This window comes from Bradyrhizobium retamae (assembly GCF_001440415.1).
GTDB classification, from domain to species: domain Bacteria; phylum Pseudomonadota; class Alphaproteobacteria; order Rhizobiales; family Xanthobacteraceae; genus Bradyrhizobium; species Bradyrhizobium retamae.
This window is the reverse complement of record NZ_LLYA01000234.1, coordinates 1-10826: the sequence shown is the minus strand read 5'-3', so window position 1 is coordinate 10826 and position 10826 is coordinate 1. Positions and strand designations below refer to the sequence as shown.

Below are 10826 nucleotides of genomic sequence, written 5' to 3'. Positions count from 1 at the left end.
TTGTATCGTGCGAGCAAGCTCGACTGCGATGTATGCCCGCTCAAACCGCAGTGCTGTCCAAAAGAACCATCGCGCAAGATCCCGCGCGACATACATGAGCACGCCCGGGACGTCGCCCGGTCGTTCGCTGGCACCGAGGGCTTCGAGACATCACGACGTGAGCGCAAGAAGATCGAGATGCGGTTTGCGCACCTGAAGCGCATCCTTAAGCTCGGTCGACTTCGACTGCGTGGTCCACAAGGCGCCCAGGACGAGTTTGTTTTAGCTGCCATCGCTCAGAACCTGAGGCGGCTCGCGTCACTGGTTGCGCGACCGCCACCGGCAGAAGTTCTGTGCACCGCGTAGCGTTGGAGTTGAGCGTCAAGGCCGGCGGCGTTAAAGCCGCCGTTCCTAACAAAACGCCAAACGACCCGATCCCTTGCACCCGACTTTTGCAACAAAATCTGCCAACAACGGAAGTGTAGCCTTCTCACTCAATCCACCTCGTCGGCGAGCGCGAAGCGTCGGTGGGATCGTGAGGGTGAGCGTCGTTCTCACGGGCCCGCTCCGGGGTTTGTCCGCTGCGGGTTCCAGCGCTTCACGAGCAAAAAAACCTGTTTCGCGCCAAGGGGTGGGTAAACTGGCTACCTCATTCTGGTGCCACGGTTGGTTTGCGCACGGCTCAGCCGATGGTGCACGGCTAATGTAGCGGCCGACGTGACGGCGGCTATAGCCAGTGGATGAGTGCGGCCAACTGTGCGTGTGAATGCCATGGATATTTGTGCCTGGCTGCGCGGCCTCGGCCTGGAACGCTACGAGCAGGCATTCCGGGAAAACGCGATCGATGAGGCAACTCTACCCAAGCTGACGGCCGAGGATCTCAGAGACCTCGGCGTGACGGCGATCGGCCATCGCCGTATTCTCCTCGATGCGATCGCCGCGTTGCGAGCCGCAACCATTCGCGACAGGACCGAACATTCGGTCGAACCCGACCGCTCCGGCGGCAGGGCTCCCGAAGCCGAACGCCGCCAGCTCACGGTCGTGTTCGTCGACCTCATCGGTTCTACGGCATTGTCGGCGCGGCTCGATCCGGAGGAGTTGCGCGACATCATCGGCACCTATCACCGCCGTTGCGCCAAGGTAATTACGAGCTCCGGCGGCTTTGTTGCGAAGTACCTCGGTGACGGCGTGCTGGCTTATTTCGGTTACCCGCAGGCGCATGAGGAGGACGCTGAACGAGCGGCGCGCGCGGGTCGCCTTGATCGAAGCAGTAGCCAAGCTCGATGCAGGCTCGGCGACCTCGTTGCAGGTGCGTGTCGGTATCGCCACGGGCCTCGTAGTCGTCGGTGATCTGCTGGGCGAAGGCACCGCCCGGGAACAAGCGGTGATTGGTGAGACCCCTAATCTTGCGGCACGGCTTCAGGGGCTTGCCGAACCGAACACGGTTGTCATCGCAGACAATACGCGCCGCATGCTTGGCAGCCTGTTTGATTATCGCGATCTCGGCACGTTGCCGATCGCGGGAATTGACTATCCGGTGCATGTCTGGCGGGTCTTGGGAGCGAGCCTGGTCGGCAGTCGGTTCGAGGCCTTACGCGTCGCCAGCACGCCGTTGATTGGTCGCGAGGAAGAGGTCGCGTTGTTGACGCGGCGCTGGGAGCGGGCAAAGGCCGGCGACGGTTCCGTAGTCCTGATCGTAGGTGAGCCGGGCATCGGCAAGTCGCGCATCGCACAAACCATGCTGGAGCAGTTGGGCAACGAGCCGCATACGCGGTTGCGTTTTTTCTGCTCGCCGCATCATCAGCACAGTGCGCTTTATCCCAGCATCGCTCAGCTCGAGCAGGCGGCCGGGTTTCGACGCGAGGATACGGCGGAGACCCGCCTTGACAAGCTCGTGACGGTACTGGCTCTGGCAAGCAAGGAGCTGAGCGAAGCTGTCCCTCTATTGGCGGATTTGCTGTCGATACCGACCGGCGACCGCTACCCGCCGCTCAATCTCACGCCGCAGAAGCGCAAAGAGAAAACGCTTCATGTGCAGGTGGCGCAGGTCGAAGGACTCGCGGCGCGGCAGCCGCTGCTGATGCTATGGGAAGACATCCATTGGAGCGACCCCACCACGCTGGAGTCGCTGGATCTGCTCATAGACCGAGCCGCGACGTTGCGGGTCCTGATGATACTCACATTTCGACCGGAGTTCACGCCGCCCTAGGTCGGCCGTCCGCACGTGACATTGCTCAGTCTCAACCGCTTGCCCCCTCGGCACCGCGCCGAAATGATCGCACACGTAACCAGGGGCAAGGCATTGCCTACGGAGATCGCCGATCAGATCATCGAGCGCACGGACGGCGTGCCGTTATTCATCGAGGAGCTGACCAAGTCTGTCGTCGAGAGCGGATCGATGACCGATGCCGGGGACCATTACTCTATTGCGGGTCCAGTGGTTCCTTTGGCGATCCCAACGACGCTCCAAGCCTCGCTTCTGGCCCGGCTCGATCGATTGGCGCCCACACGAGAAGTGGCGCAGATTGCAGCAACGCTCGGGCGTCAGTTTTCCCACGAACTGCTCAGTGCCGTCGCCGACATGCCGCCAGCGCGGCTGGAGGGCGCCTTGGAGCAGCTCATCCGCGCGGAGCTGGTGTTCCGGCGCGGGACGCCGCCGGATGCCACGTATACCTTTAAGCACGCGCTGGTGCAGGACGCCGCCTACAGCACCTTGCTGCGCACTCGACGGCAGCAACTGCATGGCCGGATCGCCGGTACGTTGGAACGTCAGTTTCCGGAGATTGCAGCGGCGCAGCCGGAGCTTATAGCGCAGCATTGTGCCAGCGCTGGCATGGCTGAAAAAGCAATCGAGTATTGGGACCAGGCTGGGCGCTCGGCCGTGCACCGTTCGACCATGGCCGAGGCCGCTGCGCACTTTCGCACGGCGCTCAAGTTGCTCGGCAGCCTGCCGAAAAGCCCGGAGCAACGATCTCGCGAACGCTCGCTTCAGCTCGCGCTCGCCGGGGCCCTGACTGTGGCCAAGGGATGGGCCTCGCCCGAGGCCGGTGAAGGCTATGCCCGCGCCCGCGAATTGTGCCGTGACGCGCCGGACGGAACCCAGGTTGCGATAGCTTGGGCCGGCGCCCTCTCGTACCTGCTCAATCGCGCAGAGATCCGTGCCAGTCAGGAACTGGCAAACGAACTACTTCAGCTTTCTGAAGGCCGAAATGACAGCGAGACCAAGCTGATAGCGCACCGCAACATGGGTGTCAGCCTTATGTTTCGTGCCGAGTTCAGTCGTGCACTTCCTCACCTGCAACGGTCGCTCGATTTCTATGACCAAGCCAGGCACCGGCCTCCGAAGCTGACGCCGCACGATGTGCGCGTCACCTGCGAGAGCTTCGTCGCCTGGACACTTCTGCTGCTCGGACAACCGGATCAGGCACTGGCGCAAAGCCGAAGCGCGCCGGCTTGGGCGCGCGAGCTGTCGCAGCCCTACACGTTGGCGTTCGCTCTGCACGTCAACTGTGTCTTTCACCAACTTCGCGGCCAGGGGGCTATTCTTCAGGAACGAGCTGACGAACTGGTGGCAATCGCGGCTGAGCATTGCTTTCCTGTCTTCGTGGGAACAGGGGCCTGCTTCCGGGCATGGGCCATGCTCGAGCTGGGAGGATCCATCGAGGAGACCATCAGCAGGATGCGGTGGGGTCTGGCGACGAAGAGGGCGACGGGTGCCGAGATAAAGGGTGCCTTACTATCTGGGTCTTTTGGCGGAAGCACACAGGCGAGCGAACCAAACTGCCGACGGGATAATCCTGTTAAATGAAGCCCTCGAAGTGGTCGAGCGAACCGACGAGCGGTGGTACGAGGCGGAGCTGTATCGGCTCATGGCCGAGGCGCTGATCACCAAGTCGGATCGACACGATGCCGAACGCTGGTTGTGCCGCGCGCTTCGAACGGCGCAGAAACAGGACGCGAGGCATTGGGAATTGCGCGCCGCCACCAGTCTGGCCCGCCTCTGGCGCGATCAAGACAAGCGCACCGACGCCCGCGACCTGCTCGCGCCGATCTATGGCTGCTTCACCGAAGGCTTCGATATGCGTGACCTCAAAGAAGCCGCCGCGCTACTTGCTGACTTGGCCTAGTGAGGCACTGCTCATCGGCGATCGGACGTTTATGAGTGCGGTGTCCGCAAGGCCACAGCCTGTGTCCGAGTCAGAGGTTTGGACCGTCTTGGTCTGCGAATCTGCTCCGGGTCCACTTTCGGACTTCGGCGCAATCCCAAACGATTTCCGCTTTACCCGGGATAGTGTTGCAAAAGTCGATTTTCGCCGATGACCAAAATTGTGCGGGCAGTGGGCGCGGCATTCGTGTACAAGATGTGAGGGACCTCACGGCCTCACGCAAAATTCACAGGCGACTTCGGTAACGCGATTGAGGTCATACGAATCAGCGATCGCTCGCTGCTTAGTGTTTTCGCGAAAAATCTTTAGCCCTGCAACTTACGACTTTTGCAACAGTATCCCCGGAAGAACGGACATCGACGGATCGACGACCGTTCGTGCCAGATGCGGACTCAGGCGTTGCAGTAATGTGCCACTTCATTCAATCACCTCGTCGGCGCGGCCGAGTAATGAAGGCGGTACCGTGAGCCCGAGGACCTTGGCGGTTTTGAGATTGATTACAAGTTCGAATTTCACAGGTTGCTCGATAGGCAAATCTGCCGGCTTCTCCCCGTTTAAGACCTTTTGCACATAGCCCGCCAGACGTTTGGCCTCAAAAATCCGACTCGGCCCGTAGGACAGCAACGCACCGCTGTCTGCGAATTCCCGCCACGACGCAATCACCGGAAGACGACGCTCCTGGCCGTGTTGTGCGATTTTAGCGGCAACAATGCCAGTAAGGCGCGACGAGATGACGAGCAGGCCATCGGCGCCACTTGCACCCATCCCCTGCAGCGCTGCATCGAGATCGGCGATCTTGTTTATCGGGTGGGTCGTTAGCTCAAGGCCGAGCGATTCGGCTCCGCGCCGTGCAAAAGTCACTTCGTCATCGAAATGCTGCGGATTGAATATCACCGCAACCTTCCTGACGTTGGGCGCCACTTCCTTGAGCAGTTCCATCCGCTTCGCCGCCATTTCATCCGTAAGAAACGTGATCCCAGTGAAGTTCTTGCTTGGTCGAGCAAGAGACACGGCAATTCCCGACCGGATAGGGCTATCACTAACGCCACCGACGATGGGTATGCTACCTTTGCTTGCCTCAAACAGTGGCTTGATAACATCACCGCCAATAGCGAGCAGAAGGTTGGGCCTTTGCGCGACAAGTTCGGTGGCCAATTGCGCAAGTCGATCCGGCATACCGTTGGCATAGCGGAAGATGATTTCGATGTTGCGGCCTTCGAGAAGTCCGGCCTGTGCGAGTGCGTCCTTCAACGACTGATCGACTGGTCCCAATTGTTTGGCGTCGCCAAATACTAACCACCCAATCCGGGGCAGCGATTTTTGCGCACGCACGGCAAGCGGCCAAGCTGCCACCATGCCGCCAAGAACTGCTATGAACTCGCGCCGCTGCATCCGGACACGCTCATTTAGTTCATCTCAAAATCTAATCTAACACCTTGCGAATGAGCGGCGAACCAAAAATGGCAAGCAAACGGCATCAAACGGTATCAGGGCCTGATGTCTCAGATGGGTCAAAAGCGGCGGTTTGTGCGCGGGGCGCATCAGGTTCGGTTCCGCTCCGAGAGCCGCCTTCTGCGGCGGCTCATGGGCAGTTCGGCTAGGGGGCCATGAACGGACATGGCAGAATTATTCGATCACCTCGTCGGCGCGGGCGAGCAGCGCCGGGGGCAGGGTTAGGGCGAATGCTTTTGCCGTCTTCAGGTTGATTAGGAGTTCAAATTTGGTCGCCTGATAAATCGGAATGTCACCCGGATTGGCACCTTTCAGGATTTTGTGCACGTCATCGGCCAACTGCCTGAACAGCTCCGTGAGATCGAGCGCATAACCCATCAGCACGCCGGCTTCCAACGTAATCGCGGTACGGACATATCGTCGGCAAGCGTTTTTTCACGACGAGCTCGGCGATGAGCTGGGCGGTTGGCGTAAGGTCGCCCTCTCCGCTCACCAGCACCGCGTCCGGCCGTTGCTCCGCTATCGCATCGAAGACGCGCTCAATCTCCGAGGGTTTCCCCTCCTGCGGGAAGACAAAAGCCAGCGAAATTCCCAAACGCGCGGCGGCACCCCGCAAGACTTGCCCCACAGATCCTTCCCATCCGCCGCGCATCCCCAGGAATACGGCCTTCTGCATCGAAGGAATGGCTTCTTTCAAGAACTCCAGCCGTTTGCCCCAGATCTCGATGCCGGCATCAAGCGTGATGCCGGTGAGGTTGCCGCCGGGCCGGTGCAGGTTGGTCACCAGCCCCGCCTGCAGCGGATCCAGCATGAAAGCAACAATCGGTATCGTACCGGTTGCCGCCTTGAATACGGTCACGACGGTATTCGTTCCGGTGACGATCACATCCGGGTTGCGGGTCACGATTTCACGGACCACTTCGGCATAACGGTCATGACGTCCCTCGGCCCAGTAGCGTTCGATGATCAGACTTTGTCCTTCCACGTAACCCAAACGGCGCAGCTCGCCGAAAAAGGCGCGCCATGCGCTGCCCCCACCCGTTTCAGTCAGGAGCGCCGGCGGGATTGCCGGATGGAACATCGCCAGCCGCGGCGGTTTCGCCGCTTGCTGCGCGCGCGCCGCCAGCGGCCACGCCACCGCCGCGCCGCCGGCAATGAACTCGCGTCGCCTCACTGCCATCGCCTCCCGCGCTGACCAAAACGATAGCACACCTCAGTACGGTGGGAGACTGCCGCGCTGCGGAATTCCGGCCCAGCTTAGGACCGGATTGGGTCAAAGCCCGACGTAGCGGCACCGCTACCGCGCCGCTTTACCCCCGATGGCAGATATCGACCATACCGGATTGAGGTCCGTATCGTGCCATAACCTAACTCAGCGGGCCGTTGGGACAGCGGGCGCTCCCCGGACACCGGCGATGGAAATGTGCTAATCTGCATCGATGCCGAGCCCTAAGGGGTCGAGCATGATCAGGCGACGAGACTTCCTGACGCTTGTCGGTGGTGTAGCGGCCGGGTGGCCGTTTGCTGTGCGCGCGCAGCAGCCGACGTTGCCGGTGATCGGGTATTTGAGCAGCACTTCGTCCGGTCCGTACGCGCCCTTCGTGGCCGCATTCCAGCAGGGCCTGAAAGAAACCGGCTTTGTCGCAGGCCAGAACGTAGCGATCGAGTACCGCTGGGCGGAAGGTCAATTTGATCGGTTGCCAGCGCTGGCGGCCGATCTTGTTCGCCGTCAAGTAGCCATTATCGCCGTTGGAGGCGGCGGGGTCACCGCACTCGCCGCAAAGGAAGCGACCTCGACTATTCCGATCGTGTTCGCGTTCGGCAGCGACCCGGTGAAGCTCGGCCTTGTCGCCAGCCTCAACCGTCCGGGCGGCAACATTACGGGCGTGAGCACCATTGCAGTGGAGATCGGGCAGAAGCGCCTGCAATTGCTGCGGGACTTGTTGCCCAAGGCGGTTGCGATCGGCTTTCTCATGAACCCACGCAGTCCGAATTCCGCGTTCGATTTGGCTGACATGCAGGTAGCAGCGCGCGGACTCGGACTGCAACTAATCATCGTGAACGCCCGTGATGAACGCGAAATCGACACGGCGTTTTCGGACCTCGTGCAACAGGGCGCCGCTGCGCTTGTTGTTCAACCCGAACCATTCCTCTTCAGCCGGCGCAATCAACTTGTAGCGCAAGCCACGCGCTATGCGATTCCCGCGATTTACTTTGAACGTGAATTCCCGACAGCGGGTGGCCTAATGAGCTATGGGCCCGACTTCAGGGAGGTGAATCGCCAAGCAGGCATTTACACGGGCCGCATTCTCAAGGGCGCTAAGCCTGCCGACCTGCCGGTGGTGCAGTCGACCAAATTCGAGCTGGTCATCAATCTCAGGGCCGCCAAGGCGCTCGGCCTCGAGTTGCCGGCGACACTCCTCACGCTCGCTAACGAGGTGATCGAATAACGGGTCGCTCCACACCGCTATGGGTCAATTTCCGGACGTCCCGACGTCGCTGCTGAATGTCAGTTCTGCTCGCGAGAACGGACATCGTTAGCTCGACACATCGCGTCCGAAAAGTGCCAGAGGCGGACATGCTCACAACCGACGAGGCGCAGCACTTCGTCGACAGGCCGTCCCTGCCGTTAATCGATGACCTCGTTCGCCGACACCAAAAGTGCTTGCGGCACGATCAGCCCCAGCGCCCTCGCGGTCTGAAGGTTGACGACGAGATCTATATTGTCTGATTGCTCGACGGGAATATCGGCCGGACTCGTTCCCTTGAAAATCTTGTCGACGGATATCGCGGCATACCGCCAAGTTTTCGTGATGTTCGGACCGTACGACAAAAAGCCACCAGCCCGAGCGAAGTCGGTAAAACCGGAAATCGCAGGAATTTTTTGCTCTGCCGTCATCCGTGCGAATTCCGCAAGATGGACATTGAATATGGGCGACGGAAACAGGATGAGCGCCTCGACCCGCGCGCGACTCGCCGCCCGGAATGCGTCGGGGAGATCGTCAGGCCCATTTACCGCAATAGCGTAATGCTGCAACCCGAGTGACGGCAGCGCCGTCTGCATCGCCTGGAAGCTTGGTTCGAGCGCTTGCCTTAGGCCCGCATCCCACAATACGCCCACGCGCGATACGCTCGGCACCGCCTCTTTCAGCAAGGCCAGCTGTTTCGGAATCAGATCAGCATAGCGATCAACTAATCCGGTGACGTTGCCGCCAGGCCGGGAGAGGCTTGTAACGAGGCCGTGCTGAACCGGGTCTTCGCCAATGCCTACGAATATGATCGGAATCTTCGTGGTCGCGTTTTTTGCAGCCAAGGCTCCGGGCAACCCCCCACCGGCCATGATGACGTCGACCTTGACCCGGACCAGATCGGCGGCAAGGTCGGGTAACTTTTCATATCTTCCGTCTGCCGAGCGGTACACGAAGGCGATGTTCCTGCCTTCGACATAGCCGCGTTCGCGCAGAGCCTGGCGAATTGGTGCGTGCCTCGACGGGGCCTCCTGATCACTGCACCCACCGCACAGGATGCCGACGCTATAGGTCTTTTCCGCCTGCTGCCCCGCCACGGGTTGCGCGGCTACGGGGCTGCCGAATGCAATGCTTAGCGCGGCAAGCCAACACCCAAAACCCTGCTTCATTGCGTGCTCCGCATATTCGTGGATCGCAGCGAATGATCTCGAATGCATGCAGTACCGCGGCGGACATAGTACGGCCAATCATGTGATGACGACAAGGTCGAAGCGTCGATTAAACACCAGCGAGCATCGTTGGGTTGCCTAGTTCCATCGTACCGTATGGGGAGGCGCGGATCCGGTGCTCGGTCCACTCAGGGGCAATCGCATCGTCTTGGTCACGGATCAATCACTTCCGGTCTACCCCAATAAACAGACCATTCTCAGCGTCTGTCGGACTGTCTCAAACGGGCCAGAAGAGGAAATCCGGCTCATTCGATCACCTCGTCGGCAAACGTCAGCAGGGTGGGTTGTATTTCCAGGCCAAGAGTCTTTGCCGCCTTAAGGTTGATCACGAACTCGAATTTTGTCGGCTGCCAAACGGGAAGATCAGCGGGTTTTTCACCCTTTAGGATACGACCAGTATAGATGCCGCCCTGTCGGAAAGCGTCGCTGAGTCTGTTGCCATAGCTCATCAAGCCACCAGCGTCTGCGAAAACGCGGGCGGCAGTTGCAGGCCCAATAGCCGTGCAGCTTTTTGGTTCACGACCAACTCAAATTCGGTTGGGGCTTGAACAGGCAGTTCGGCAGGATTGGCGCCGCGCAAAATTCGATCAACATAGGATGCTGCGCCTGCGAAAATCTTCTCGATTTTCACCCCGTACGACATTAGGCCGCCGGCCTCGCAGAAGATGCGAAGCGGGTAGATCGCCGGTAGCCTGCACTCTGCAACCAGCGCAGTAATCTGAACACGCCGCACAGTAGTGATCGCGTCCGGCAGGAAAATGAGCCCACTGATCGGCTCATCCTTGAGCGAGCGAATAAGACGATCAATGTCCGAGCTATCGCATCGCCGCTCGGTGTCTCAATCGAGGCAATCCCTACTTTGCTCGCGACTTCATCAATTGACTTGCGAAACGCTGAGGAATTGTTGCCCGGTTCAGGGTTATATACGATCCCTATGTGCTGGACGTTTGGCACCACTTCCTTGATCAGCGAAACCCATTTGCCGCCGAGGGACGGTTCAAACGGCGTAAAGCCAGTCACGTTGCCCCCGGGCCTCGAGAAGGTATCGACGTAATGCATTCCGACTGGATCGCTGACCATCGCGAAAACGGTCGGAATGTTAGAATGTTCGGCATGCAGTGCGGCCATAGAGGTGTTGGTCACTGCGAACAGAACGTCAGGCTGCAAAGCGAGCAGTTCCCGGGCATATGCCTGTGAGAGATTGGTATCGCCACGAGTTATCCGATATTCGATCGGGAGATTTTGGCCGAGTATCCACCCCTTCTCTCTGAGAGACGTTTCGAGAAAGTTAGCTTGATCTGGCTCGGAAATGAGAGCCCCGACACGACGCGCAAAGCCTCGAGCGCTCGAGCGGCCGATGTTGGCGAGCATCGCAAGACCGAGAATGAACTCCCGCCTCCTCATGCGCCCACCTTAGATTTCAGATGCGCTAATAATACCGCGCCGCAGAAAAGGCGGATAGGGGCCTGTGTCCGCGTTGGGTCACGTGTGGACGGCGCCCTGGCAAGAACTTTCTGACGTTTTGCAGCATT

General features: G+C 59.9%; 13 protein-coding genes. 6 read left to right on the top strand and 7 right to left on the bottom strand.

Features of this window, described 5'->3' with window-relative positions; translation table 11 throughout:
* The 5 genes from CQ13_RS42375 to CQ13_RS46330 all read left to right on the top strand — a co-directional run.
* On the top strand, positions 1 to 345 hold a 345-nt coding region (locus tag CQ13_RS42375; RefSeq protein WP_156434210.1), incomplete at its 5' end, for a transposase.
* A gap of 405 nt (positions 346 to 750) precedes the next feature.
* Positions 751 to 1329: an adenylate/guanylate cyclase domain-containing protein gene (locus CQ13_RS46345; RefSeq protein WP_082637928.1), complete on the top strand. Its 579-nt coding sequence runs from the start codon at positions 751 to 753 to the stop codon at positions 1327 to 1329.
* A complete protein-coding gene (locus tag CQ13_RS46340) occupies positions 1238 to 2188 on the top strand; it encodes an AAA family ATPase (RefSeq protein ID WP_082637927.1) in 951 nt (316 codons plus the stop codon). The genes CQ13_RS46345 and CQ13_RS46340 overlap by 92 nt, the downstream gene beginning before the upstream one ends.
* Before the next feature lie 63 nt (positions 2189 to 2251).
* A complete protein-coding gene (locus tag CQ13_RS46335; RefSeq protein WP_082637926.1) occupies positions 2252 to 3787 on the top strand; it encodes an ATP-binding protein in 1536 nt (511 codons plus the stop codon).
* Positions 3788 to 3797: 10 nt separating this feature from the next.
* Positions 3798 to 4106, top strand: a complete 309-nt coding sequence (locus CQ13_RS46330; protein WP_082637925.1) for a hypothetical protein — start codon at positions 3798 to 3800, stop codon at positions 4104 to 4106.
* Positions 4107 to 4562: 456 nt separating this feature from the next.
* Here the strand turns inward: CQ13_RS46330 and CQ13_RS40045 are convergent, their stop codons facing one another.
* From CQ13_RS40045 to CQ13_RS40040, 3 genes are all read right to left on the bottom strand, one after another.
* Complete coding sequence (locus tag CQ13_RS40045) at positions 4563 to 5537, bottom strand: ABC transporter substrate-binding protein (RefSeq protein ID WP_057848253.1); 975 nt, start codon at positions 5535 to 5537, stop codon at positions 4563 to 4565.
* A gap of 234 nt (positions 5538 to 5771) precedes the next feature.
* The gene (locus tag CQ13_RS46675; RefSeq protein WP_283807578.1) at positions 5772 to 5936 is read right to left on the bottom strand and encodes an ABC transporter substrate binding protein; all 165 of its coding nucleotides are present in this window, start codon (positions 5934 to 5936) and stop codon (positions 5772 to 5774) included.
* Entirely contained in the window at positions 5926 to 6771 is an 846-nt protein-coding gene (locus CQ13_RS40040) for an ABC transporter substrate binding protein (RefSeq protein ID WP_197427607.1), read from the bottom strand. The genes CQ13_RS46675 and CQ13_RS40040 overlap by 11 nt, the downstream gene beginning before the upstream one ends.
* A 289-nt stretch (positions 6772 to 7060) precedes the next feature.
* Between CQ13_RS40040 and CQ13_RS40035 the strand changes: the two genes are divergently transcribed.
* Positions 7061 to 8047, top strand: a complete 987-nt coding sequence (locus CQ13_RS40035) for an ABC transporter substrate binding protein (protein WP_082637923.1) — start codon at positions 7061 to 7063, stop codon at positions 8045 to 8047.
* Between the two features lie 179 nt (positions 8048 to 8226).
* Here CQ13_RS40035 and CQ13_RS40030 read toward each other — a convergent pair whose 3' ends face one another.
* The 4 genes from CQ13_RS40030 to CQ13_RS40015 all read right to left on the bottom strand — a co-directional run bounded on the left by CQ13_RS40030 (position 8227) and on the right by CQ13_RS40015 (position 10665).
* On the bottom strand, positions 8227 to 9234 hold the full coding sequence (locus tag CQ13_RS40030) for an ABC transporter substrate-binding protein (protein ID WP_197427606.1): 1008 nt from the start codon (positions 9232 to 9234) through the stop codon (positions 8227 to 8229).
* A 305-nt stretch (positions 9235 to 9539) separates the two neighbouring features.
* Positions 9540 to 9743 (bottom strand): ABC transporter substrate binding protein, encoded by a 204-nt coding sequence (locus CQ13_RS40025; RefSeq protein WP_057848250.1) that lies wholly within the window; start codon positions 9741 to 9743, stop codon positions 9540 to 9542.
* A complete protein-coding gene (locus CQ13_RS47545; protein WP_430649747.1) occupies positions 9743 to 10048 on the bottom strand; it encodes an ABC transporter substrate binding protein in 306 nt (101 codons plus the stop codon). Before CQ13_RS47545 ends, CQ13_RS40025 begins: the two co-directional genes overlap by 1 nt.
* Positions 9937 to 10665, bottom strand: coding sequence for an ABC transporter substrate-binding protein (locus tag CQ13_RS40015; protein WP_197427604.1), 729 nt, complete (start codon positions 10663 to 10665; stop codon positions 9937 to 9939). Before CQ13_RS40015 ends, CQ13_RS47545 begins: the two co-directional genes overlap by 112 nt.
* Positions 10666 to 10826: the final 161 nt, after the last annotated feature.

What these genes read in the sequence shown, in the direction of transcription:
- CQ13_RS46345 (WP_082637928.1), top strand. Translation starts at nt 751, where the DNA reads ATGGATATTTGTGCCTGGCTGCGCGGCCTCGGCCTGGAACGCTACGAG.
- CQ13_RS46335 (WP_082637926.1), top strand. Translation starts at nt 2,252, where the DNA reads ATGATCGCACACGTAACCAGGGGCAAGGCATTGCCTACGGAGATCGCC.
- CQ13_RS40045 (WP_057848253.1), bottom strand. Translation starts at nt 5,537, where the DNA reads ATGCAGCGGCGCGAGTTCATAGCAGTTCTTGGCGGCATGGTGGCAGCT.
- CQ13_RS40035 (WP_082637923.1), top strand. Translation starts at nt 7,061, where the DNA reads ATGATCAGGCGACGAGACTTCCTGACGCTTGTCGGTGGTGTAGCGGCC.
- CQ13_RS40030 (WP_197427606.1), bottom strand. Translation starts at nt 9,234, where the DNA reads ATGAAGCAGGGTTTTGGGTGTTGGCTTGCCGCGCTAAGCATTGCATTC.
- CQ13_RS40025 (WP_057848250.1), bottom strand. Translation starts at nt 9,743, where the DNA reads ATGAGCTATGGCAACAGACTCAGCGACGCTTTCCGACAGGGCGGCATC.
- CQ13_RS40015 (WP_197427604.1), bottom strand. Translation starts at nt 10,665, where the DNA reads ATGCTCGCCAACATCGGCCGCTCGAGCGCTCGAGGCTTTGCGCGTCGT.